The sequence below is a fragment of the Aeromonas sp. R5-1 genome (assembly GCF_040908265.1).
Classification (GTDB): domain Bacteria; phylum Pseudomonadota; class Gammaproteobacteria; order Enterobacterales; family Aeromonadaceae; genus Aeromonas; species Aeromonas caviae.
Genome location: NZ_JBFODJ010000102.1, coordinates 62,657 through 87,402 on the forward strand (window position 1 = coordinate 62,657; position 24,746 = coordinate 87,402).

Here is a 24,746-nt window from a genome sequence, read left to right on the forward strand (position 1 = left end):
TTTTCCCAAATTTTTGAACTCATTTCTTCAGGCCGGTTTGCAATGGCAAGACCGGCCTCATTTTTATCCCTATATTGCCTCGCCGTGTAATTAAATTTCAGTTTCGTTTGTTACAGCCTTCAATTCTGATTTTTTACTCGATATCCATGAAAACGGTATCAGGTTGATGATTAGTTAATTCTTTTCGCGTCTAAACATGCTATCAGTATGATTTAAATATATTTTTTTAGGTTTTTCTTCAGAGGTGGCGAAGGCGGGGAGGAGGGGCTCGGAGATGGGGGGATCATGAAAGCCTTTCAATCAGCGGAGGTCCAACTCCGCCAATTGCAGCCAGGGAGAGGAGTCGTTTACTCCTCGTTCTGATGATCTTCGTCGTCTGCCTGGGCATTGTCTGCTTCGGACAGATACCAGCCGCTCAGGGTCTGGGCCAGCTTCTCGACGCCGATATTGGTCAGAGAAGAGAATGCTTCAACCTGGATCTGCGGGCCCAGTTCTGCCACCGCCTGACGAACCTTGATCACCTGGTTGTTGCGGGGCCCCGGGCTTAACTTGTCCGCCTTGGTTAGCAACAGCATCACCGGCAGTTCACGGTGTGAACTCCATTCCAGCATGTTCATGTCGGTTTCCTTGAGCGGATGGCGGATGTCCATCAGGATCACCAGCCCTTTCAGGGACTCCCGTCGCTGCAGGTATTCAGCCAGTGACTTTTGCCACTTGAGCTTCATTTCCAGCGGAACCTGGGCATATCCATAGCCAGGCAAGTCAACCAGGCGTTTGCCCGGTTCCAGCTCAAACAGGTTGATCAGCTGAGTACGGCCAGGGGTCTTACTGGTACGCGCCAGGTTCTTGTGTTTGGTCAAGGTATTCAATGCAGACGATTTGCCAGCGTTGGAACGACCGGCAAACGCAATCTCGACACCTCCATCATTTGGCAGGTGGCGGATGTCGGGTGCGCTGGTCACAAAATGCACCTTATTGAAATTCAGAGTTTGTGTATCCAACGTAAATTCCCCATAGAGATAGAGGGTTATAGAGTTACTTTTTTGTGAAATAGTGTAAAATGGCGTCGCTTGAACGCGTTTATTTTAACATGCCTTCAGCGGCATGGGATCTGGAAGCCTAATAACGAGAAAGTTGGAACGCCATGAAGAACCTAGTCATTACACTTGCTCTGATGGTTGGCGTAACTGGGATGGCACAAGCCAAGGGCGATGCCGCTGCGGGACAAACCAAGGCTGCCGTCTGTGCGGCCTGTCATGGACCGGACGGCAACAGCCCAGTCGACATGTATCCCAAGATTGCTGGTCAGCACGCATCATATATCAAAAAACAATTAGTTGAACTGAAGGCTGCAGCTTCTGGCCAAACTGGTCGGGTTGCGCCCGTCATGGGACCCATGGCGTTGCCGTTGTCCGAGCAGGATATGGACGATCTTGCCGCCTATTTCTCCAGCCAGAAGGTGACGCCGGTTGCCGTGCCCGATGATGTAGTTGCCGCAGGCAAGGCGCTTTATATGGGGGGAGACATGGAGCGAGGCCTGGCCGCCTGTACCGCCTGTCATGGCCCACGGGGTTCCGGCGTCGAGCAAGCGAAGTACCCCAGCCTGTCAGGGCAGCATCCCGCCTATATCAAGGCCCAGCTCACCGCTTTTCGTTCGGCGACCCGCGACAACGATCCCAATGGCATGATGCGGGATGTGGCCAAGAAGCTGACGGATCAGGACATCGAGGCGCTCTCCAAGTATGTGGCGGGGCTTCACTGATATAGCCTGTTAGTTATCTTGTTGAAAAGAACAGGGAACCATTGTGTTCCCTGTTCTTTTTTGAGGTTGTAGCGATCGCCCGTAAACAGCCTGCATTGCTGTAAGAGATCTTCTATATACGGGGCTGGTCGTGTCTGAAAGATTGCTCACGTATATTATTTTATTTTTTGTTTTTCAATGAATTAAGAAATAGAACATTACTTTGTACCAGTTCGAAATGTGCTTTGGTTGATTGAGCCATCCAGCGAAGAAGTTACAGTAGGCAATCAGGATTGGCCGGAGAGAGGGTGCAAGACCCGTCTTCGGTTTGACAGGATGTCTGCTCGGAGCATGCGATGAGCAATAGATGCAAAAAGCCAGGATGGTGACCGCCAGGGATGAGCGGGGCTGCGGGAGGCAACCACCCCGATGGGAGGCAGGATGTCGCCGGTTTGGGTTAGACAAACAAACACACGCACACTCAGGACTGGTCAATAAGGATCAGGATGATCCAACGAAATGATGCGCAGTGGTTCGCCCAGGGATAAGGCGATTGGCTACCAGGGAATGGAACTCGCATGATGGAAAAAGGCAGCTTCGGCTGCCTTTTTTCTATTGGGTCATTAACCCGCCAAGACATTCTGTGTCAAAATACCAGCAACATGCCCAGAGGATGCCGATCCTGCGGTGTTCAGCGGCCCAAAGTGGTCGAATTGGTGCGGGATCCCACTCTTGTTCCATATTTACTGTTCCCCGCTTCAGCATCCTCCCCGGACGACACGCTCCGGGGGTTTCCATTCAGTTATTTGTCGGAGTCATTCATGTCGGCCAAACAACCCAACCGCAAGCCTACCGGCAAGCGCAAAGAATCAGATGCCAGTGCCCAGGAAGGTCGTGAGCGCAAGCGCGCCGCCAAGCGCAAGGGCCTGAAGGCGGGCTCCCGCCAACAGGTCGAGCAGGCGGGCAAAAAGAGCGGCTCCAAGCAGGCCAAGGATCCACGCATCGGCTCTCGCAAGCCCATCGCGCTGATTGCCGACGAGAAGGGCAGCAAGCCGGTGGCGACCAAGCCTGCGAAAGAGAAGCGGGTGGTGATGACCCCCGAGCAGGAGCTGGCGTCCATCGAGAATGATGATCGCCTCAATGCCTTGCTGGATCGTCTGGATGCCGGTGAAACCCTGGAGGCCGCAGAGCAGGCATGGGTCGATCAGCGGGTTGACCGTTATCAGGAGCTGATGGACGAGCTCGGTATCATCGACAACGACGATGACGAAGATGGCGACATGGATTTTGATGATGCCGATTTTGACGAGCCGAGTCAGCCTGCCTCCGAAGAGGAGCTGTGGGAGCGTTTCTCTCAGGCGGACTACCAGCCTGAAGCCAAACCCGAGCCGAAGAAAAAGTGATGAGTGGATGGATGCTGGCCGCCTTGTTGGGTGGCCTGATTTTGCTGGGGCTGGCCGTCTATGCCGGCACCCTGATGGCGCGTCTCAAACGCCAGCAAGAGATGCAGCAGCACGCCATTACGGCCCGCAACGAGCGGATCCTGGAGAGTGTCAGGGTGATCGCCCACGCGGTACGAGATGGTCAGTGCGACTACTCAGAAGGTGCCATCCGGCTGACCAATCTGCTGGATGCCTTGCAAATAAAGGGGGGCCGCGCCTTTGCCACCGAGTTCCCGGGGCTCTACGGCCTCTATGAGAAGGTGAAGGAGATGCCGACCCATGAGGCGAGGCGGGCACTCAAGCGCAATGAAGTGATGAAGATGGATCTCGAACGCAGCGGCTACGAGGCCGAGCTGGAGGCGCAGATCCTTGAGGATGTCGCCAGACTGAAGGATTTTCAGTTAAGCCGGTGAGCCCATAACAAAGACAGAGGAAGCAAGCGTGCAAGCAGAACAGATTGTGTGGGATCAGGCCCTGATCGAAAAATACAACTACAGTGGTCCGCGTTACACCTCCTATCCCACTGCGCTGGAGTTCAACGAGGGGTTCGGCTATCCGGACTTTGTCCAGGCAGCGGGCCAGTATCCTGCACGCAATCTGTCGCTCTACGTGCATATCCCCTTCTGTCACAAGCTCTGCTACTACTGCGGCTGCAACAAGGTCATTACCCGGCACCAGCACAAGGCAGATCAATACCTCGACTACCTCGAACAGGAGATCAAGGGCCAGGCCCCCCTGTTCAAGGAGAGACTGGTCACCCAGCTGCACTGGGGGGGCGGTACACCCACCTATCTGAGCGAACCCCAGACTCGTCGCCTGATGGCCATGTTGCGGGAGCACTTCCACTTCGCCGAGGAGGGGGAGATCAGCATCGAGGTGGATCCTCGCGAGATCGAATTGTCCATGCTGGATGTGCTGCGGGAGCTCGGTTTCAACCGCATCAGCCTTGGCGTTCAGGACTTCAACAAGGCGGTCCAGGTCGCGGTCAATCGGGAGCAGGACAACGACTTCATCCGCGCCATGCTGGTCCGTGCCCGCGAGCTGGGGTTCCGCTCCACCAATCTGGATCTCATCTACGGTCTGCCGCACCAGAACCGGGAGAGCTTCCATCACACCCTGGAAGAGGTGCTCAAGACCGACCCGGCCCGCCTCTCCATCTTCAACTATGCCCACTTGCCGAGCCGTTTTGCCGCCCAGCACAAGCTGAAAGAAGCGGACATGCCGGCGCCGCAGGAGAAGCTGGCCATGCTGCAGGACACCATTGCCTTCCTGACCGGCCAGGGTTATCAGTTCATCGGCATGGACCACTTTGCCAAGCCCGATGACGAGCTGGCCGTCGCCCAGCGCGAGGGCAAGCTGCATCGCAACTTCCAGGGCTATACCACCCAGGGGGATTGCGATCTGCTGGGGCTGGGGGTCTCTTCCATCAGCATGATGGGGGATGCCTATTCCCAGAACCAGAAGGATCTCAAAACCTACTACGCCCAGGTCGAGTCACTGGGCCATGCCCAGTGGAAGGGGTGCTCCCTCAATCGGGACGATCTGATCCGTCGTGAGGTGATCAAGCGCCTCATCTGCGATTTTTCCCTGAACTTCGCCGCTGTGGAGCAGGCCCACGGCCTGGTGTTCAAGGAGTATTTTGCCGAGGATCTCAAGCTGTTGCAGACCTTCATCGACGACGGTCTGGTGCGCATGACCGAAGAGGGGCTGGAGGTGGTCTCCACCGGTCAGCTGCTGATCCGCAACATCTGCATGTGCTTCGATGTCTACCTGCGCAACAAGGCGCGCCAGCAGCAGTTCTCCCGGGTGATCTAGGCCGGGCAATATCGTTGGACAATAAAAAACCGCCTTTCGGCGGTTTTTTATTGGGTTTTACCCCTGCTCAGCGTTGAGCCGCACGGGCACTCAGCTCGGCCTTCTCGGCTTCGCTCAGGAAGGCCAGGGTCAGGCCGTTCTGCTGGGCGGTGCGGATCTCGCTCACCGTCATGCCGGCAGCCGGGGCCGCCACCTCGTATTCGTGAGGCAGGTCGATCCCCTCCACCGCCGGATCGTCGGTATTGAGGCAGGCCAGCACGCCGGCTGCCAGGAACTGGCGGATCGGGTGATCGGCCAGACTCGCCACCGTGGTGGTCTGGAGGTTGGAGGTGAGGCAGGACTCGATGCCGATGCGGTGTTCGGCCAGATAGGCCATCAGGGCCGGATCCTGGATGGCCTTGACCCCGTGGCCGATGCGCTCGGCTCCCAGCTCGCGAATGGCCTGCCACATGCTCTCGGGGCCGGCGGCTTCACCGGCGTGCACGGTGACCCGCATGCCTGCATCCCGCACCCGGCGGAAGTGGTCGGTGAAGAGATCGCCCGGGAAGCCCAGCTCGTCGCCGGCCAGATCGATGGCGACCAGGCGATCGCGATGAGCCAGACAGGCATCCAGCTCCTGCTTGCACTGCTCGGTGCCGAAGGTACGGCTCATGATGCCGATGAGATTGGTCTTGATACCGAAGTCACGGCTGCCTGCGGCCACGCCGTCGATGATGGCTTCGACCACGCCCTGCGGGTGCAGTTTGTGGGTCATCGCCATGTAGGCCGGGCTGAAGCGCAGCTCGGCATAGTCGATCCCGGCACGCAGCAGATCTTCCACGTTTTCGTAGGCGACCCGGCGGCAGGCATCGTAGTCGGCCAGCACGGCCACACCCCAGTCCAGTTTCTTCAGGAAGGCCACCAGACTCGGCTCGTTCTCGACGATCTGCACGTGCGGGCGCAGGGCTTCCAGCTCATCGGCCGGCAGTCGGATGTTGTGCTGACGTCCCAGCTCGAGAATGGTCTGCGGGCGGATGTTGCCATCCAGATGGCGATGCAGGTCGGTCAGGGGGAGGGATCTGTCAATCATGGGGCACCTTCTGCGAGTCGGGTTGGAAAGCCTGCCATTCTAGGCGGGGCGCCTGAAAAAGATACCCCGTTTGCAAGCAAACGGGGTGTGATTGGTCAGGCTTTCCCTCAAGGCGTGATGGGAATCGTTTTTCCCGCAGGCTCAGGGAATGTCGAGCTCCTTGAGCTTGCGGGTCAGGGTATTGCGGCCCCAGCCGAGAAGGCGGGCAGCCTCCTGCTTGTGACCGTGGGTGTGATCCAGTGCCGTCTCCAGCATGATCCGTTCGAACTGGGGCATGGCATCCGCCAGGATATCGGTCTCCCCCAGGGCCAGCTTGGCGGCCACCCAGTCCTGCAACTGCTGCTGCCAGCCACCGGTCAGGGCGGGCTGGCCCGGCTCGGCGGTGCTGGTGATGGGAGTCAGCAGCTCGGTGGGCAGATCGCCTACCAGCACCTCCTGGCCCGAGGCCATCACCGTCAGCCAGCGGCAGACGTTCTCCAGCTGGCGCACGTTGCCCGGCCAGGGGAGGCGGCTGATGTAGGTCTGGGTATCCGGGTGCAGGCTCTTGGCCTCCACGTTCAGCTCCTTGGCGGCTCGCAGCAGGAAGTGTTGGGCCAGCTGGGGGATGTCCTCCCGGCGCTCCTTGAGGGCCGGAATATGGATGCGGATGACGTTGAGGCGGTGGAACAGGTCTTCCCGAAACTCGCCGTCGGCGACCCGCTTCTCCAGATTCTGGTGGGTGGCGGCAATGATCCGCACATCCACCTGCACCGGTTGGTGGCCGCCAACCCGGTAGAACTGCCCGTCCGCCAGTACCCGCAGCAACCGGGTCTGCACGTCCAGCGGCATGTCGCCTATTTCGTCGAGAAACAGGGTGCCGCCGTCGGCCTGTTCGAAGCGGCCGTGACGAATGTTGTTGGCACCGGTGAAGGCCCCCTTCTCATGACCGAACAGCTCGGATTCGATGAGATCTTTCGGGATGGCCGCCATGTTGAGGGCGATGAAGTTCTTGTGGGCCCGGGGGCTGTGCTTGTGCAGGGCATGGGCAACCAGCTCCTTGCCGGTACCGCTTTGACCGTTGATGAGCACCGAGATGCTGGAGCGCGACAGCCGGCCGATGGCGCGGAACACCTCCTGCATGGCAGGGGCTTCGCCGATGATCTCCGGGGTGGTGGTGGCTTCCTGTTGGCGAGCCTTGCGCTTGGTACGTTGCTCCTTGAGATGGTTCTCGGCCCTGCGTACCAGGGTGACAGCCTCGTCGATGTCGAACGGCTTGGGCAGGTATTCGAAGGCTCCGCGCTGGTAGGCGTTGACCGCGCTGTCGAGGTCCGAGTGGGCCGTCATGATGATGATGGGTAGATCGGCCTGGCGGCGATGGATCTGTTCCAGCAGGCTCAGGCCGTCGATGCCCGGCATGCGGATATCCGAGAGGATCACGTCCGGTGAGCGCATCTCCAGTGAACTCAGCAGGGCTTCGCCGTCGGCGAAACTTTCGCATTCGAAGCCTTCGCTGCCAAGGGTGCGCTCCAGAACCCACCGGATGGAGCTGTCGTCATCGACGATCCACACTTTTGCTGTCATGAGGTTCCCTTATTTGCGAAGTGGTAGATAAATGGTGAATTCGGTGTGGCCCGGCCAGCTGATGCAGTCGATGCGACCCTTGTGCTGATCGATCAGGTTCTGGGCGATGGAGAGGCCCAGGCCCGTTCCCCCTTCCTTGCCGGTGATCATGGGGTAGAAGAGGGTGTCGCGAATGGCGTCGGGAATGCCGGGGCCGTTGTCGATGATCTTGATTTCGGCCGCCAGGCGATAGCGCTGGCCATGGATGGTGATCTGGAAGGCGGTGCGCGTCTTGATGCGGATGAGGCCGTCCTGATCCCCAAGGGCCTCGGCGGCGTTGCGCACTATGTTCAGGAACGCCTGTTGCAGCTGGTCCGATTCCATCTCGAATTCGGGGATGCTGGGGTCGTAGTCCCGCTCGATGCGGATCTGCGGCGGCAGCTCCAGGTCCACCAGACGGCGCACCTGCTCCAGCACGGAGTGAACGTTGTGCATCTGGTGACGGCCGGGACGCTGGGGGCCGAGCAACCTGTCGACCAGCACCCGCAGGCGATCGGCCTGCTCGATGATGATGCCGGTGTATTCACGCAAGGCCGGGTCGGGCAACTCCTTTTGCAGCAGTTGGGCCGCGCCGCGCAATCCCCCCAGGGGGTTCTTGATCTCGTGCGCCAGGCCGCGCACCAGCTCCTTGGCGGCCTGCTGCTGGGCGTGTTGCTGCAGCTCCTGGCTGATCTTCTTCTGCTGATCGATCTTGCGCAGTTCTACCACCATCAGTCGCTGTTCATGATCGGCCATAGGGCTGACGCTGATCTCCACCAGCCTGGGCTCCCCCTCCACCACCAGGGTGACTTCGCTGTCGGTGAAGCCCTGCCCCGAAATGAGGCACTGTTTGAAACGCTGCAGATCGAGAGAGATGTGTTCCAGCAGGTGGGGCAGTTCGATGCCGATCAGTCGTCGTTCGCTGAGGGAAAGCAGCTGTTCTGCCGCCGGGTTGACGAATTGAATGCAGAGACGTTCATCCATGAGAATGACGGCGGTCAGCAGATTGTCCAAGAGTGTCTTGGCGTTGTCCGAGCGGGTTGGCACAGGTTTCTCCCTAAAACGGTGCTGTACACCTAGAATGCACCAATATAGTGCATCAAGTTTACCCGCATCGGTGCGTCACATCACCCCTAATTGGCCTTGGGGGCGGCTCTGGGAGCCTGATTCACCGACGCCCTGTGCAGGTAAAAGGTGGTTGGCTTAGATTTAGCAAGGATCGTACCGTCTTTGGCGAGCAACTCGAGCCGTGCCTCGTATGCGCCCCTATCGAGGTTTTCCACCCGTATGGCCAGGCTGTTGTGAACCAGGGGCACCGCCTTGCCGTTCAGGATCAGGCGCACATCGTATTGCACCGGGACCTGGGGAGAGATCTCGCCCTGGAAGACGATGTTGCCGGTATTGTCACGCAATGTGCTGCCCGGTTCCGGAGAGATGAGGTCGATCTCCAGAGGGGCGGCCTCCAGGGCTTTCCTGGCATCGACACCGGTCAGGCTGTTGAAGTTGTCCACCTGGACCGAGTGGGGGGCTGTGCCGATGAGCGGCGAGACCCGCAGGTCCACCTCTTTTGCGCTCTTGCCGGGAGGGGGGGCATCGGTGTAGTGGGTCACCCCCTGGGGATCGACCCAGGAGTAGACGCGGGCGGCCTGTGCGGAACAGGAGGCCATCAGCAGGAGGCTCAGCAGCCAGGGTACAGTGTTCATCCATCTCTCCTTGACGGGGTTCACCTTAATCCTATCAGAGAAAAACCATGGGGTCGGGGTGTGAACAGCCGAGGGTGGTACGGCTCCGTGAACGGGATCATCTTTCTGCACGATCGTGCCCGTTTGGCGGTATTTCCGTTGCCAGAATGAAAAAAACCCGCCAGATGGCGGGTTTGTCATGGGAAAGCGGATTAGACGGAGTAGTACAGCTCGAACTCCAGCGGGTGCGGGGTCATGCGCACGCGGTCAACATCCTGCTGTTTCAGTTCCAGGTAGGAGTTGATGAAGTCATCGCTGAACACACCACCACGGGTCAGGAACTCACGGTCTGCATCCAGTGCGGACAGCGCTTCGTCCAGGGAACCGGCAACGGTCGGCACTTCAGCGGCTTCTTCCGGCGGCAGATCGTACAGGTTCTTGTCCATGGCATCGCCCGGATGGATCTTGTTGATGATGCCGTCCAGACCGGCCATCAGCTGGGCAGCGAAGGCCAGGTACGGGTTGGCTGCCGGATCCGGGAAGCGCACTTCGATGCGGCGGGCTTTCGGGCTCGGCACGACCGGGATACGGATGGAGGCAGAGCGGTTGCGGGCGGAGTAGGCCAGCATGACCGGTGCTTCATAGCCCGGCACCAGACGCTTGTAGGAGTTGGTGGTCGGGTTGGCGAAGGCGTTGATGGCCTTGGCGTGCTTGATGATGCCGCCGATGTAGTGCAGCGCCATCTCGGACAGACCGCCATACAGGTCACCTGCGAACAGGTTTACGCCGTCTTTGGCCAGGGACTGGTGGCAGTGCATGCCGGAGCCGTTGTCGCCAAACATGGGTTTCGGCATGAAGGTGACGGTCTTGTTGTAGGCGTGGGCCACGTTGTGGATCACGTACTTCAGGACCTGTACTTCGTCAGCCTTCAGAGTGAGGGTGTTGAAGCGGGTTGCGATCTCGTTCTGACCGGCGGTCGCCACTTCGTGGTGGTGAGCTTCGACGACCTGGCCCATCTCTTCCAGCACCAGGCACATGGCGGCACGGATGTCCTGGGAGGAGTCAACCGGGGCAACCGGGAAGTAACCACCCTTGACGAACGGACGGTGACCCTTGTTGCCGTGCTCGTAGTCGGTACCGGAGTTCCAGGCAGCTTCTTCGGATTCGATCTTCACGAAGCTGTGGCCCATGGTGTTGGAGAAGGTGATATTGTCGAACATGAAGAATTCCGGCTCCGGCCCGAACAGCACGGTGTCAGCGATGCCGCTGGACTTCAGGAAATCTTCGGCACGCTTGGCGATGGAGCGCGGATCGCGGTCATAGCCTTGCATGGTGGCGGGTTCAAGCACGTCACAGACGATGTTCAGAGTGGTCTCTTCGGTGAACGGGTCCAGTTTGGCGGAAGCCGGGTCCGGCATCAGCACCATGTCAGACTCGTTGATGCCCTTCCAGCCGCCGATGGAGGAACCATCGAACATCTTGCCGTCTTCGAAGAAGTCTTCGTCAACCTGGTGGGAAGGGATGGATACATGCTGCTCTTTACCCTTGGTGTCGGTAAAACGCAGATCAACAAACTTGACTTCGTGTTCCTGGATCAGGGCCAAAACGTTCTGGGCTGACATGCTAAGTAACCTCCGGTGTTAAAACTCTTTGGGTGAATGCGTCGTCACATTCACATAAGCCAGTATCGTGCCAAGTTTGTGACAGCTTGATTTCAGGGCACTTGCACCGTTTCAGGCTGTCGAGAAACCCGTTCTCATGCCGGTTGCTGCATTAAAGTGGTGCAACCTTGGATCGTTTTGGTGCACCGAGATGGTGCGCCAGCGTATCCAGGCCATCTAAGCAGCCTTTTGCTGCGGGGTCCATGATCCTGATCCTTTGTTGTGTGTGAATGTGTTGCAATTCTGCTAGGCAGATCACAAAGGCGAGAGTACAATTAGCGCCCAATTTTACCCGGTGATTTGAGGCGAGAATGTTAGAGAATTTACGCAATATTGCGATTATTGCGCACGTTGACCACGGCAAAACGACTCTGGTTGATAAGCTGCTGCAGCAATCCGGCACTCTGGATCGCACCAGCGAAGGTCAGGAACGGATCATGGACTCCAATGATCTGGAACGGGAACGTGGCATCACCATTCTCGCCAAGAACACTGCGATCCGCTGGAACGACTACCGCATCAACATCGTGGATACCCCGGGTCACGCCGACTTCGGTGGTGAAGTTGAGCGCGTACTCTCCATGGTTGACTCCGTGCTGCTGCTGGTCGACGCCGTTGACGGCCCGATGCCGCAGACCCGTTTCGTGACCCAGAAGGCGTTCGCCCAGGGTCTGAAGCCCATCGTGGTCATCAACAAGATCGACCGTCCGGGTGCTCGTCCTGACTGGGTAATGGATCAGGTCTTCGATCTGTTCGACAACCTGGGTGCCACCGATGAGCAACTGGACTTCAAGGTTGTTTACGCCTCTGCACTGAACGGTTGGGCCACCCTGGATCAGGACGTCCCGTCCGAGAACATGGAACCCCTGTTCCAGGCCATCGTCGACAACGTGGAAGCCCCGAAGGGCGACGTTGACGGTGCCTTCCAGATGCAAATCTCCCAGCTGGACTACAACTCCTACGTGGGCGTCATCGGTATCGGCCGCATCACTCGTGGTCGCGTCAAGACCAACCAGCAGGTCACCATCGTCAGTGCCAACGGCAAACCGCGTACCGGCAAGGTCGGTCAGGTGCTGGGCTACCTGGGCCTGTCCCGTACCGAAGTGACCGACGCGCAAGCGGGCGACATCATCGCCATCACCGGTCTGGGCGAGCTGAAGATCTCCGACACCATCTGTGACAACAGTGCCGTCGAAGCCCTGCCGCCGCTCTCCGTGGACGAGCCGACCGTGAACATGACCTTCCAGGTCAACACCTCGCCGTTCGCCGGTAAAGAAGGCAAGTTCGTCACCTCCCGCAACATTCTGGAGCGTCTGAACCAGGAACTGGTCCACAACGTGGCCCTGCGTGTGGAAGAGACCGAAGATCCGGACAAGTTCCGCGTCTCCGGCCGTGGTGAACTGCACCTCTCCATCCTGATCGAAAACATGCGTCGCGAAGGTTACGAACTGGCGGTATCCCGTCCGGAAGTTATCCTGCGTACCGTGGATGGCGAACTGCAAGAACCGTTCGAAACCGTTACTGTGGACGTGGAAGAAGCGCATCAGGGTTCCGTGATGGAGCAGCTCGGCCTGCGTAAAGGCGAGATGACCAACATGACCCCGGATGGCAAGGGTCGCGTCCGTCTGGACTTCATCATCCCGAGCCGTGGCCTGATCGGCTTCCAGACCGAGTTCCTGACCATGACCTCTGGTACCGGTCTGCTGTATCACACCTTCGACCACTACGGTCCGCACAAGGGTGGCAGCATCGGTGAGCGTCAGAACGGCGTGCTGATCTCCAACGCCACCGGCAAGGCCCTGACCTTCGCCCTGTTCGGTCTGCAAGATCGTGGTCGTCTGTTCATCGGTCACGCGACCGAAGTGTACGAAGGCCAGGTGATCGGGATCCACTCCCGCTCCAACGACCTGACCGTCAACTGCCTGAAAGGCAAGCAGCTGACCAACATGCGTGCCTCCGGTACCGACGAAGCCCAGGTGCTGACTCCGCCGATCCGCATGACCCTGGAGCAGGCTCTCGAGTTCATCGACAACGACGAGCTGGTCGAGATCACCCCCAAGGCCATCCGTATCCGCAAGAAACTGCTGACCGAGATGGATCGCAAGCGCGCCGGTCGTGCTTGATCGATAGCTGTTCATCGACAGACCAAAGAGAGGCCTTATGGCCTCTTTTTTTATGGGCTCGACATGAGGGCTCATGGGGCCTTAGTTCGATGGAGGCGCATCCGGCCGGTCTGCGGGTGGCCAAATGACCACCCTATCTGACACAATGTCTGCATGATCACGCTTACGAGAAACAAGATGCAGCAGCAGATCCGCGGCCGTCTGGCCCATGCACTCTCCTTCTTGCGCCACGATGGTGCCCACTTCGCCCAGTTTGTCTGGGGCCGCTTCCAGCAGGACAGATTGACGGTGACTGCCGGTTACCTGGCCTATGTCACCCTGCTCTCCCTGGTGCCCATGATCGCCGTGGTGTTCGGCATGATGTCGGCCTTTCCGGTGTTCCAGAGCCTGAAGCAGGCGATGGAGCAGTTCGTCTATCACAACTTCGTCCCCACCGCCGGCGAGATGCTCAAGGAGTACATCGACGGTTTCGTGGCCAACGCCACCAACACCACGGCCGTCGGTATCGGTGCCCTGATCGTGGTGGCCCTGATGCTCATCTCGGCCATCGACAAGAACCTCAACTACATCTGGCGGTCCACCCGAAGCCGGCCCTTGGCCCAGGCATTCGCCATGTACTGGATGATCCTGACCCTGGGCCCCGTGCTCATCGGTGCCAGCATCGCCATCTCCTCCTACATTCTCTCGCTCAGGTTGTTCGCGGCTGACAGCCTGTTCGGTATCGGCTATCTGCTGCTGCGCAGCCTGCCGTTCCTCTTCTCCGTGCTCACCTTCCTGCTGATCTATACCGTGGTGCCCAACTGCCGCGTGCGGCTGACCCACGCCTTCATCGGTGCCCTGGTGGCGGCCACCCTGTTCGAGCTGGCCAAGCGCGGCTTTGCCATCTACATCACCAACTTCCCCTCCTACCAGGCCATCTATGGCGCCCTGGCGACCATTCCCATCCTGTTCGTCTGGGTGTATCTGAGCTGGCTGGTGGTGTTGCTGGGGGCCGAGACCACCGCCTGCCTCGGGGAGTACGAGAAGCCCGGTGCAGAGGAACTGGCCTGACGCCGGCCGGCCATCACACCGGATCCCGACACAAAGGGGTTGGCCCGGGCAGGGCATTTATTGGTAGCATCGACGACCGCTCATCCCGCAGGATGGGCGGTCGTGCTGTTTTGAGAGGAGAGGGATGTGATTGCACTGATTCAGCGGGTCAGCGAGGCCAGCGTAACGGTAGAGGGAGAGGTGACCGGGGCCATCGGCCAGGGGTTGCTGGTGCTGCTCGGGGTGGAGCAGGGGGATGACGAGGCCAAGGCGGACAAGCTGCTGCACAAGGTGAGCGGCTATCGCATCTTCTCTGACGAGAACGGCAAGATGAACCTCAACGTGAGCCAGGTGGGTGGCAGCCTGCTGGTGGTCTCCCAGTTCACCCTGGCGGCGGATACCGGCAAGGGGATGAGACCCAGCTTCTCCGGTGGCGCCCATCCCGCAGATGCCGAGCGACTCTATGAGTACTTCGTGGCTCGCGCCAGGGAGAGCGGTGTGCCGACCGAAACCGGCCGCTTCGCCGCCGACATGAAGGTCAGGCTGCTCAACGACGGCCCCGTTACCTTCTGGCTGCAGGTATAAGGGTGGCAGGCAGGGCGGGCCTCACCGGAGGGCAGGACGCGATGCCTGCACACTTCGCAGGTTCTTCACCCTGCCGGTGCTCGCCCGCCCTGGCCATGCTGACGGGTCGCGTGCAGGATGACGTTGCGGTAGCCGGGCACGTCGTGGACGCGGGTCGGGCCTATCCACTCCTCTGCCAATCGCAGAGCCTGTGCCTGTTCGAGCAGGGTGCGGGGCAGCAGATTGATGATGAGGGTGCCGCTCAGGCGGCTGGCCAGCGCCTGATAGAGCGGGGCCTGGAACAGCAGCAGGGGGTTGCCGTCCTGGCTGAACAAATCCAGCAGCACCAGATCGTAGCTCTCCTGGCTCTGGTGCAGGAAGTGCAGCGCATCGGCGTGATGCAGCCGAGGCGAGCCCCCTGACGAGGGGAGAAAGAATTGCTGGAACAGGGTGAGGATCTCGGCATCCAGATCCACGCAGTCGTGGTGGGCATCGGGCCAGCGTGCCGCCAGGTGACGGGTGAGATCCCCTCCGCCCAGCCCCAGCTCCAGGATCCTGCTTGCCTGCTTTGGCAACTGCTCCGCGATGCTCCGTTGATGAGGCAGACAGAGGCGGGCCGGCTGGTGGAGGCTCATGGCGGATTGCACCACGCCGTCCATTTCCAGCCAGCGATGACGGGCATTTTCAAGCACCGAAACGCGGCGTTCGGGTTTGGCACTGAGGTGCAATAAGTGATCGGCTTGGTACGCTTGCAGATTGAAGTCCATGAATTTGCACGGCAAGATGGCTTTCGACCAGTGTAACTCAAGGATGTTGTTATGTACCGGGTGGTCCCCCCCCAAACGGCAGCCGAGCTGGATACCTACTACAGGCTGCGCCGGGAGAAATGGTTGCGTCAGTCCTTCCATCTGCCAGTCGGCGCACACTCAAGGATCGCTTTATGTACCGGGTAGTCACCCCAGAAACACCAGCGGAGCTGGATGCTTACTATCAGTTGCGCTGGGAACTACTGCGCAAACCCTTCAATCTGCCCCTTGGCTCCGAGCGTGACGAGTACGATACCGTCGCCATTCACCGGCTGATGCTCTCACCCGACGGAACGCCCATCGCCGTGGGTCGCCTCTTTGTGGGCGGCGATGAAGCCCAGATCCGCTTTATGGCGCTGCGACCCGAATTTCGCGGCCAGGGGCTGGGCGCCCGCATGGTGGAGGATCTCGAACAGCTTGCCCGCGACGAGAAGGTGAAACGGCTGGTGATGAACGCCCGCCAGGAGGCGGTGGAGTTCTATCGCCGCTGCGGCTTCCTCGAGGTAGGGGAAGGCCCCGTCTCTTTCGGCCGCATCCCTCACCGCCAGATGATCAAGTCCCTGAGTCCCATGCAGACCATCCAGTACCGTCCGGAGTGGTGCCAGGATCTCACCACCCGCTGGTCGCGGGGCATTCCCATCAGCGAGAAGATGGGGGTGCACATCACCCACTACGATGGCCAGACCTTCCACCTCAAGGCCAACCTGGCGGCCAATCTCAACGTCCACGACACCATGTTCGCCGGCAGCATTTACAGCCAGTGCGTGCTGGCGGGCTGGGGTCTCATCTGGTTGCAGCTCAAGGAGGCAGGGCTGGGAGGCGATACCGTGCTGGCCGAGGGCAACATCAAGTATTACCGGCCGGTGAGCGAAGAGCCGGAGGCGCGGGTGGCCCGGGAGGGCATGCCCGCCGTGCTCGAGCCGCTGAGGGGCGGAGAATCCGCCAAGTTCAGCCTGCGGGTGCAGCTGTTCAGCGGCCGCAAGCTGGCGGTGGAGTTTGTCGGTCAGTATGTGGTACTGCCCATCAAGCGCGGCGCACGCTGATCCCTGGTGTTCACAGCAACAAGGCCTCTTCGCGAGGCCTTGTTCGTTATTGGGCGGCAGGGGCCGGGGGCCGGGGGCGCCAGAGCGGGCCGCTTCGTCCCTGGGCGGGGTAGCGCACACCCGCCTCCCAGCCACAGGCGTCCTGTCCCGTGGGGAAACTCCAGCCCAGGTCGGGCGCATTGAGGGGGCCGCGCCAGCGGGCGAGCAGCTCGGCGCAGCGTCCCTTGTTCAGGACCCCGAGGTCGAGCTGCCACTGGTCTGCGGCCAGGTCGACACCCCCTTGCAGCGCCAGCAGGTGGGTGATGGTGGAGGCGCCACCTTGCTCGATCCGTACCTTGCCCTGCTCCGCCCTGGCATCCAGCCTGATCTGATAGAAGGGGGTGTCTCCGCGTTGCATCGCCTGCCACAGCGTCTGCGGTGTCAGATCGGGGGGGGTCTGCTCCCTGAACCAGTCATCCAGCAGGGGGTCGATGCCGACCTTGTCCCAGAAGGGATCCTTGCTCTCCAGGCTCAGGCTGCCCTGAAGGGTCCGGCGCCAGTTGGCCGTCTGCTCGCCGGGTTGCCCGTTGAGGTCGGCCTGCAGATCTGCCGCCAGATCCACCTTGCCCGCGAAGGAGACGGGGGAGTGCAGCAGCTTGCCCCACTGCTCCAGATCCAGCTGCTTGCCCTGCAACTGCAGGCGGCTCTCCTGCCCGGGCGTTCTGCCCCACTGGCCGCTCAGGTTGAGGGAGCCCTCGTCGGGCAGGGAGGTGGCGAGGGTGTTGAGCTGCCAGGAGCTGGGGGTCAGCTCGCCATCCAGGGTGCCGTTGCGAGCACTGAGACCGTCCCACACCAGCTCGAACCACTTGCTCTCGATGCGGGCACGCCCCAGCAGGGGGCCTGGCTGGTTGCCCCACAGGGCGAGATCGTTCAGGTAGAGTTGCCAGCCGGTCAGGGAGAGGGGCAGGGTGTCGTCGAAAGAGAGCACCTTGAGCTTGTCGAAGGCCAGTTTGCGGATGTCGATCTGTTGCGGGCGCCAGCCCTGCCAATCCTGCCACCACCCCTGGGGCAAGCTGATGTCCATGCCGCTCAGGGCCAGATCCTTCAGGACGAGCTTCTGCTGCTGGGTGTCGAGGGCCAGCTCGACGTTGAACTCCCCTTCGTATGCCTTGCCCCGCAGCTCGGCATCCAGCTGCCGGGGGGAGAAGGCGAGCTTGCCCTCGACGGCCTCAAGCTGGAACAGGCCGCGGCCCATGTCGCCCAGGGTGCCCGCCAGATAGCCGCTGGGCTGGCTGCCCGTCTGCCAGTCGAAGGCGGTGAGCTGGCCGTTGAAGTTGTTGAGGGAGAGCTCCTGATCGATGGCATTGATGCTCACCTGGGCAAGCTGACCCCTGTCCAGGGTGATGCGGCGCAGGGGGAACTCGCCAGGGGGTATGTCACCAAGCTCGAGGCGCATGGCGCGGGCCTTGAGATCGTGCAGTTGCAGGCTGCGCTCTGGCCAGTTCAGCACCATGCCGGTCTCGAGCAGGCCGTCGAACAGGTTGGTGGTCAGTCTGTCGGTGCTGAGCACCTGCCCCTCCAGCCGCCCCTTGAGGCTGAGACGGGCCAGGGTGAACATGGGGGTCTCCAGCTGGTTGATGCCCAGGGTGAGGTTGGCCTGGGGCTGGCGTCTCGGGTCGATCAGTTCCCAGTCACTCAGGGACGCACTGAGGCCGCGCAGGGTCAGGGCCTCGCTCTGCAGGCTCAGGTTGTCGATGGTGCTGTCGCTGATGGTGAGGGAGTGAACCGGCAGGCTTGGCAACTGGTTGGGGAGCGGCAGCTTGATGACGGGACGGATGAGGTCCAGGTGGGCGATGCGCACATCCCGGTTCAACCAGTCGATGTGCTCGATCTCCAGATAGAGTTTTTCCAGCTGTACCGCATCCCCATAGCGCACCTGCTCCGCCAGCAGGGTGTAGGGGTGCAGCGGATTGAACACCAGTCGGCCTATGGTGACGGGCACCCCGGTCTGCTGGCTGAGCCAGTTGGCGATGGGGCCTTTGGCGCGCTCGGCATCGAACAGGCCGAGACCGACCCAGACAAAGAGCAGCAGGAAGGCAAAGGTGTAGAGCAGGCCGCGCAGCCAGGAATTCATCAGTGCTTTCCTCCTGTTTCTGTTGCTTGGTCAGGCATTCGAGTAGTGATCCCGTAGACCGAGCCAGCATCGTATCAAGGGTTCGACACGGCTCGGGTGTTTATCCATCAGGCAAGGTGACCCTCTTCTGCATCTGCCCTGGTCAAGCATTGGAGTAGTGGTCTCGCAGGCCCAGCCAGCGGCGGATCAGGGGCTCGACATGGCTCGGGTGTTTATCCATCAGGCAAGGTGACCCTCTTCTGCATCTGCCTTGGTCAAGCATTGGAGTAGTGGTCTCGCAGGCCCAGCCAGCGGCGGATCAGAGGCTCGACATGCGCCGGGTGTTTGTCCATCAGGAAGCGCGCCATCTTCTGCACCTGAGGGATGAGCGGCTGGTCGCGCACCAGATCGGCGATCTTGAGATCGGCCAGGCCGGTCTGGCGGGTACCGAGCAGCTCGCCTGGGCCGCGCAGTTCCAGATCCCGCTGGGCGATGAGAAAGCCGTCATTGGTCTCCCGCAGTACCCCGAGGCGGCTCTGGGCGGTCTTGGACAAGGGGGCATGATAGAGCAGCACGCAGTGAGAGGCCACCGACCCCCGCCCGACCCGGCCGCGCAGCTGGTGCAACTGGGCCAGCCCCAGTCGCTCCGGGTTTTCGATGATCATCAGGCTGGCATTGGGCACATCCACCCCCACCTCGATGACGGTGGTGGCGACCAGCAGTTGCAGTATGCCCGCCTTGAACTCCTCCATCACCCGTTGTTTCTCGACAGGGCGCATCCGGCCGTGTACCAGGCCGATGTGCAGGCCGGGCAGCAGGGTTTGCAGCTCGGCGGCGGTGTCTTCGGCGGCCTGGCACTCCAGCACCTCCGACTCCTCGATCAGGGTGCAGACCCAGTAGGCCTGCTTGCCCTCCTCGCAGGCGAGCCTCACCCGCTCGATCACGTCCTGGCGGCGACTGTCCGGCAGGGCGACCGTGGTAATGGGAGTGCGGCCCGGCGGCAGCTCGTCGATGATGGAGGTGTCGAGGTCCGCATAGGCGGTCATCGCCAGGGTGCGGGGGATGGGGGTGGCGGTCATGATGAGCTGGTGGGGATGCACCCCTTCCCGCTCTCCTTTTTCCCGCAGGGCGAGGCGCTGATGCACCCCGAACCTGTGCTGTTCATCGATGATGACCAGGGCGAGGCGCTGGAACACCACCTGCTCCTGGAAGATGGCGTGGGTGCCCACCACCATCTTGACGCTGCCGTCCGCGATGGCGGCTAGCGCCTCTTCCCGCGCCTTGCCCTTCTGCTTGCCCGCCAGCCAGCCGACCTTGATGCCGAGCGGTTCCAGCCACCTGGCGAAGTTGATGGCGTGCTGTTCGGCCAGCAGCTCGGTCGGGGCCATCAGCCCCACCTGGCAGCCGTTGCCGATGGCCTGCAGGGCGGCCAGTGCAGCGACCAGCGTTTTACCTGAGCCCACGTCCCCCTGGACCAGGCGCATCATGGGGTGGCTCTGTTGCAGATCCCTGGCTATCTCCGCCACCACACGGCTCTGGGCACCGGTGGGGGTGAACGGCAGGGCGCCGAGCAGCTGCCGGACCAGCTCGGGAGCGGGCTTGAGGGCTCGGGCCAGCTGGGTCTGTGCCTGGGCCCGCACCTTCAAGACCGAGAGGTTGTGGGCCAGCAGCTCTTCCAGTACGAGCCGCTGCTGTGCCGGGTGCTGGCCGCTCTCGAGCAGGGCCAGCGCCACCGAGGGAGGCGGGCGGTGCAGCAGCTTCAGGGCGGCGGCAAGATCGATCTGCTGGGGATAGAGGCCGGCAGGCAGCAGCTCCTCGACCCCGTAGAGGTCGAGCTGGGCCAGGGCCTGATCCGTGAGGCTGCGCAGGGTGAGCTGGCGCAGCCCCTCTGTGGTGGGGTAGACGGGGGTGAGGGCCTCTTCGGTCTGGCCGGCCTGCTCCTCGCCGAGCAGCTTGTACTCGGGGTGGGCCATCTCCAGGCCGTACTTGCCGGGACGTGTCTCGCCAAAGCAGCGGATAAGGCGGCCCTGGGCCAGGCTGTTTTTCTGGGCAGCGGTGAAATTGAAGAAGCGCAGGGTCAGGCTGCCGGTGCCGTCGCTGATACGGCACACCAGCATGCGGCGGCGCCCCATCACCAGCTGGGTGTCCTGGATCTCGCCCTCGACGGCACCGTGCAGGCCGGGCGGCAGATCGCCGATGGGCCACACCTGGGTGCGGTCCTCGTAGCGCAGGGGGAGGTGGAACAGCAGGTCCTGTACCGTGGCCAGCCCCAGCCGCTCGAGTTTCTCCAGCATCTTGCTGCCGACACCCTTGAGGCTGTCGAGGGAGATTTTATCCAATTTCATCAATTAGATGCCCGAAAACACTGTAAATATGTCCAGATGATAGGGGTTGTTGCGGCCTCGATGCAAGCCGCGTTGTGCCGTTCCGGGCTGGTGGGCAAGGGAGCGGGGGGAGGGTCATCCATGAAAAAGGCCTGCCGGAAACGGCAGGCCTTTTCACTGACGGGGCGCCCTGGCGGTCAGATGATGCGCTTGAGCAGGAGGTGAGCCTTGACCCTGTGGATCCGGGCCAGCAGCTTGCGCACCTGATCCGGGTAATCCTTGATCTGCTCTATCTGGTCGAAGTGACTGATGCGGCGGGTGTGGGCCAGGATGTTCTCCCGCTCCGCACTGAACTGCTCGCGCAGGTGATGGTGCTGGTCGTGTACCAGCAGGCCGTTCTCCAGATCCAGCGCCCAGGCTCGGGGATTGAGGTTGTTGCCGGTGAGCAGGGCCCACTCCTCATCCACGAAGATCCCCTTGAGGTGATAGGAGTTCTTCTCGCAGCACCAGAGCATGAGGTTGAGCCGGCCGTTGTCGATGTGGTGCTGGTTGCGCTCGGCAAACTTGCGCAGGTTGGTCTCGTAGAGATAGGGCAGACCACCGATGGTGGAGAACTTCTCCTCCGGGGGGATGAAGAAGTCGTTGGCGGTCTTGTCGCCCACGACGATGGTCACCTTGCAGCCGCGTTTGAGCAGCGCCTCCACGTCCTTGTTCAACTCCTTGGGGGGGTTGAAGTAGGGGGTGCAGATGAAGATCTCCCGCTCGGTGGCCCGCACCAGGTTGCGGATCATCCGGTTGAGCTGGTTGCCCCGCTTGCCCAGGCCCACCATGGGGGTCACGGCGATCTCCCGATCGTTGGGCTTGATGCTCTCGAAGCGGTACTGGCAGAGGCGCAGACGCTGCTTGAAGCGGCGGATCGGCCCCTTGAGCTGCTTGGCGCCGGGGATGCCGGTGCGATCCAGCCGCTGGACGGCCTCGCTGCCGAGGAAGACGTCATCCACGTAGTTGACCATGCTGCGGGTCAGTGCCGGGCTGTGGATCTGGTGATAGCGATCGAAGCGGTAGCGCTCCTGCTGGTGCAGGTAGATGTCGTTGAGGCTGGCGCCGGAGTAAAGCAGGGTGTCGTCGAAGATGAAGCCCTTGAGGTGCAGCACCCCGAGCAGCTCGCGGCCCTTGACCGGCACGCCGTAGATCTCGATCTGGTGTTGGTGGCTGGCGGCCATGGCCTGGTACATCAGGTGGTTGCCCCCCTGCTTGCCCTTGCCGATCAGGCCGCGCTGGGCGCGGTGGAAGTCGACGAACACCTTGATGTCGAGAGAGGGATTGCGCTGCTTGGCGGCATAGAGGGCGGAGAGGATCTCCCGTCCCGCCTCGTCATCCTGCAGATAGAGCGCGATCAGATAGATGCGCTGGGTCGCATGGGCGATGAGCGACAGGATCCGGCTCTTGAAGTCTTTGGCGCTGCTGAGTATCTGGAACTGATCCGCGGCGACCGCGATCTGGGGTAAGCGGGTCAGCAACTGTCGATAATGTGCCGATGAATGCATAGAGAAGCCTGAAATCACGGGATGAAGCGTTCCACTCGGGGCGAAGAATAGGCAATTCTAGCAATCTGTGGCGATGGGCCCAAGCAAGAATCCGTAAAAAGTCGGTGCAATATCACATCGGGGCCGACGGATGCGGCCCCGATGTGTTTCCGTCAGAGGATGGCGCTGGCCGTGGCCACGATGAGGAAGGCGATGGTGCCGAGCAGGGTCTCCATCACGGTCCAGGTCTTGAGGGTGGTCTTCTCGTCCATGTTGAGGAAGCGGCTGACCAGCCAGAAGCCGGAGTCATTGAAGTGGGAGAGCACGGTGGCGCCCCCGGCGATGGCGATGACGATGAAGGTCAGGTCCAGCTCGCTCAGGCCGGTGGTGGCGGCCACGGTCGGCGCCATCAGGGCGGCGGTGGTGGTCAGGGCCACGGTGGCGGAACCCTGGGCAACCCGCAGCGCGGCGGACACCAGGAAGGCTGCGAGGATCACCGGCATGCCGGTATCGGAGAGCACGTCGGCCAGCGCGGTGCCGATGCCGCTCGCCCGCAATACGCCGCCGAACATGCCGCCGGCACCGGTGACCAGGATGACGGCGCAGACCGGGGCCAGGGCGTCGTTGCAGAACTTCTCGAGCTGCACCTTGCCCTGGCTCTGGCGGAACATCCAGAGGGCGTACAGCACAGTGATGAGCAGGGCGACCGGGGTCTTGCCGACCATGCGCAGCACGTTGACCCAGTCCGCACCCTTGTCGATGACGCCCATGACGCCCAGGGTATTGAGGCCGGTATCCATGAAGATGAGCACCAGCGGCAGCAGCAGGATGGAGATCACCTGGCCGAAGCTCGGCGCCTTGTCGGAGAGCTGCTCGGCACTGGCGGTGAAGCTCGGGGGCAGGGGCAACTCAAACTTCTTGCCGGACCAGAGCCCGAACAGGTAAGCACCCAGATACCAGGTGGGCAGCGCGACCAGCAGGCCCACGACGGTGAGCAGACCGATGTTGGCACCCAGCAGCTCGCTGGCGGCCACCGGGCCCGGGTGGGGCGGCAGGAAGGCGTGCATCACCGCGAAGGCGCCGGCGGAGGGCAGGGCATACTTGAGGACGGAGCCGCCGAACTGCTTCGCCACGCTGAAGATGATGGGCAGCATGACGATGAGACCGGCGTCGAAGAAGATCGGGAAGCCGAACAGCAGGGAGGCCACACCCAGCGCGAAGGGGGCGCGGTGGGAGCCGAAGCGGTTGATCAGGGTATCGGCCAGTACCTTGGCGCCCCCGTCATCTCCAGGATCCGGCCTATCATGGCGCCGAGGCCGACCAGCAGCGCGACCGAGGCCAGGGTGCCGCCGAAACCGGTCAGCATGGTGGGGATCACCTGGTCATAGGTGACCCCGGTGGCCAGGGCCGTCAGCATGCTGACCAGGGTCAATGCCACGAAGGCATGTACCTTGAATCGCATGATCAGCACCAGCAACATGACAATGGCTCCGCCCGCTACCGAGAGCAGATAGGCGACATCGGGTGTGTTCATTGCTCCGTCCATAAAATTGTCCTCAAATGGTTCTAGTTGTTGTTCTGCACATTTCTGTGCTGCACTTCACATTGCGAAACGTTACCGGTAACATGTTACCGGTAACGTGGTAGCTTAGAACCCATCAGGCGAACGTTTTTTGAAAAGTGAGAGAGAGGTCAAATAATGGCGGGCAAGTGCATTATCGTGATGGGTGTGTGTGGCAGCGGCAAGTCCAGCATCGGCCTCAAGGTGGCCAATGCCCTGGGGGCCAAGTTCATCGACGGCGATGATCTGCACCCTCGCGCGAACATCCAGAAGATGGCGGCGGGCAACCCGCTCAACGATGAAGACAGGGCCCCCTGGCTGGAGCGGATCCGCGATGCGGCCTACAGCCTGGAGCGCAAGAACGAGCTCGGCGTCATCGTCTGCTCGGCCCTCAAGAAGCAGTACCGCGACCAGATCCGCGAGGGCAACGACTCGGTGAGTTTCCTGTTTCTGGATGGCAGCCAGTCCCTCATTCTCGAACGGATGCGGGCACGGCAGGGCCACTTCATGCGCGAAGCCATGGTACAAAGCCAGTTTGATACCCTGGAGCGACCGGATGGCGAGCCCGGCGTGTTTCGCATCGATATCGACGGGACCTTCGAACAGGTGGTCGACCGTGCCGTCACCGCGCTGACGCAGGCGCAATGAGCCATGTCGCGCGCCCGGCTGCAGCCGACCGCGCCCGTATAT

General features: G+C 61.3%; 19 protein-coding genes and 1 pseudogene. 9 read left to right on the plus strand and 11 right to left on the minus strand.

The window, feature by feature from the left end; genetic code table 11:
• Window positions 1-347: 347 nt before the first annotated feature.
• Window positions 348-1,001: a ribosome biogenesis GTP-binding protein YihA/YsxC gene (yihA, locus tag AB5Y64_RS13675; protein WP_041212162.1), complete on the minus strand. Its 654-nt coding sequence runs from the start codon at window positions 999-1,001 to the stop codon at window positions 348-350.
• A 143-nt stretch (window positions 1,002-1,144) separates the two neighbouring features.
• Here yihA and AB5Y64_RS13680 point away from each other — a divergent pair, with 143 nt between their 5' ends.
• The 4 genes from AB5Y64_RS13680 to hemN all read left to right on the plus strand — a co-directional run bounded on the left by AB5Y64_RS13680 (window position 1,145) and on the right by hemN (window position 4,998).
• Entirely contained in the window at window positions 1,145-1,762 is a 618-nt protein-coding gene (locus AB5Y64_RS13680) for a cytochrome c (RefSeq protein ID WP_042882257.1), read from the plus strand.
• Between the two features lie 800 nt (window positions 1,763-2,562).
• Window positions 2,563-3,144 (plus strand): Der GTPase-activating protein YihI, encoded by a 582-nt coding sequence (yihI, locus tag AB5Y64_RS13685; RefSeq protein WP_039039515.1) that lies wholly within the window; start codon window positions 2,563-2,565, stop codon window positions 3,142-3,144.
• Window positions 3,145-3,155: 11 nt separating this feature from the next.
• Window positions 3,156-3,596 (plus strand): DUF2489 domain-containing protein, encoded by a 441-nt coding sequence (locus AB5Y64_RS13690; RefSeq protein WP_043153541.1) that lies wholly within the window; start codon window positions 3,156-3,158, stop codon window positions 3,594-3,596.
• A gap of 28 nt (window positions 3,597-3,624) precedes the next feature.
• The gene (gene hemN / locus AB5Y64_RS13695) at window positions 3,625-4,998 is read left to right on the plus strand and encodes an oxygen-independent coproporphyrinogen III oxidase (protein ID WP_082180933.1); all 1,374 of its coding nucleotides are present in this window, start codon (window positions 3,625-3,627) and stop codon (window positions 4,996-4,998) included.
• A gap of 67 nt (window positions 4,999-5,065) precedes the next feature.
• Here the strand turns inward: hemN and add are convergent, their stop codons facing one another.
• From add to glnA, 5 genes are all read right to left on the minus strand, one after another.
• Window positions 5,066-6,067, minus strand: coding sequence for an adenosine deaminase (gene add, locus AB5Y64_RS13700; RefSeq protein ID WP_041212164.1), 1,002 nt, complete (start codon window positions 6,065-6,067; stop codon window positions 5,066-5,068).
• A gap of 141 nt (window positions 6,068-6,208) precedes the next feature.
• Window positions 6,209-7,627, minus strand: a complete 1,419-nt coding sequence (gene glnG, locus AB5Y64_RS13705) for a nitrogen regulation protein NR(I) (RefSeq protein ID WP_010672523.1) — start codon at window positions 7,625-7,627, stop codon at window positions 6,209-6,211.
• Between the two features lie 9 nt (window positions 7,628-7,636).
• Entirely contained in the window at window positions 7,637-8,692 is a 1,056-nt protein-coding gene (glnL, locus tag AB5Y64_RS13710; protein WP_010672524.1) for a nitrogen regulation protein NR(II), read from the minus strand.
• Between the two features lie 86 nt (window positions 8,693-8,778).
• The gene (locus tag AB5Y64_RS13715) at window positions 8,779-9,348 is read right to left on the minus strand and encodes a DUF4124 domain-containing protein (RefSeq protein ID WP_010672525.1); all 570 of its coding nucleotides are present in this window, start codon (window positions 9,346-9,348) and stop codon (window positions 8,779-8,781) included.
• A gap of 191 nt (window positions 9,349-9,539) precedes the next feature.
• Window positions 9,540-10,949, minus strand: coding sequence for a glutamate--ammonia ligase (glnA, locus tag AB5Y64_RS13720; RefSeq protein ID WP_010672526.1), 1,410 nt, complete (start codon window positions 10,947-10,949; stop codon window positions 9,540-9,542).
• Between the two features lie 350 nt (window positions 10,950-11,299).
• Between glnA and typA the strand changes: the two genes are divergently transcribed.
• From typA to dtd, 3 genes are all read left to right on the plus strand, one after another.
• Window positions 11,300-13,111, plus strand: coding sequence for a translational GTPase TypA (typA, locus tag AB5Y64_RS13725; RefSeq protein ID WP_043153538.1), 1,812 nt, complete (start codon window positions 11,300-11,302; stop codon window positions 13,109-13,111).
• A gap of 177 nt (window positions 13,112-13,288) precedes the next feature.
• Window positions 13,289-14,161 (plus strand): virulence factor BrkB family protein, encoded by an 873-nt coding sequence (locus AB5Y64_RS13730; protein WP_039039511.1) that lies wholly within the window; start codon window positions 13,289-13,291, stop codon window positions 14,159-14,161.
• A gap of 126 nt (window positions 14,162-14,287) precedes the next feature.
• Window positions 14,288-14,725 (plus strand): D-aminoacyl-tRNA deacylase, encoded by a 438-nt coding sequence (gene dtd, locus AB5Y64_RS13735; protein WP_039039510.1) that lies wholly within the window; start codon window positions 14,288-14,290, stop codon window positions 14,723-14,725.
• Between the two features lie 65 nt (window positions 14,726-14,790).
• Here dtd and AB5Y64_RS13740 read toward each other — a convergent pair whose 3' ends face one another.
• Entirely contained in the window at window positions 14,791-15,471 is a 681-nt protein-coding gene (locus AB5Y64_RS13740) for a spermidine synthase (protein ID WP_182955805.1), read from the minus strand.
• A gap of 173 nt (window positions 15,472-15,644) precedes the next feature.
• Between AB5Y64_RS13740 and AB5Y64_RS13745 the strand changes: the two genes are divergently transcribed.
• Window positions 15,645-16,553: a bifunctional GNAT family N-acetyltransferase/hotdog fold thioesterase gene (locus tag AB5Y64_RS13745; protein ID WP_010672532.1), complete on the plus strand. Its 909-nt coding sequence runs from the start codon at window positions 15,645-15,647 to the stop codon at window positions 16,551-16,553.
• A gap of 46 nt (window positions 16,554-16,599) precedes the next feature.
• Here AB5Y64_RS13745 and AB5Y64_RS13750 read toward each other — a convergent pair whose 3' ends face one another.
• The 4 genes and pseudogenes from AB5Y64_RS13750 to AB5Y64_RS13765 form a co-directional block, all read right to left on the minus strand.
• Complete coding sequence (locus AB5Y64_RS13750) at window positions 16,600-18,666, minus strand: AsmA-like C-terminal region-containing protein (RefSeq protein ID WP_043153532.1); 2,067 nt, start codon at window positions 18,664-18,666, stop codon at window positions 16,600-16,602.
• Window positions 18,667-18,920: 254 nt separating this feature from the next.
• Window positions 18,921-20,990 (minus strand): ATP-dependent DNA helicase RecG, encoded by a 2,070-nt coding sequence (gene recG, locus AB5Y64_RS13755; RefSeq protein ID WP_010672534.1) that lies wholly within the window; start codon window positions 20,988-20,990, stop codon window positions 18,921-18,923.
• Window positions 20,991-21,166: 176 nt separating this feature from the next.
• The gene (gene pssA, locus AB5Y64_RS13760) at window positions 21,167-22,516 is read right to left on the minus strand and encodes a CDP-diacylglycerol--serine O-phosphatidyltransferase (RefSeq protein WP_042015252.1); all 1,350 of its coding nucleotides are present in this window, start codon (window positions 22,514-22,516) and stop codon (window positions 21,167-21,169) included.
• Window positions 22,517-22,668: 152 nt separating this feature from the next.
• Window positions 22,669-24,041, minus strand: a pseudogene (locus AB5Y64_RS13765) (GntP family permease).
• A 153-nt stretch (window positions 24,042-24,194) separates the two neighbouring features.
• Here AB5Y64_RS13765 and AB5Y64_RS13770 point away from each other — a divergent pair.
• Window positions 24,195-24,704 carry a gluconokinase gene (locus tag AB5Y64_RS13770; protein ID WP_039039504.1) on the plus strand — a complete coding sequence of 170 codons (510 nt, stop codon included), beginning with the start codon at window positions 24,195-24,197 and terminating at the stop codon, window positions 24,702-24,704.
• Window positions 24,705-24,746: the final 42 nt, after the last annotated feature.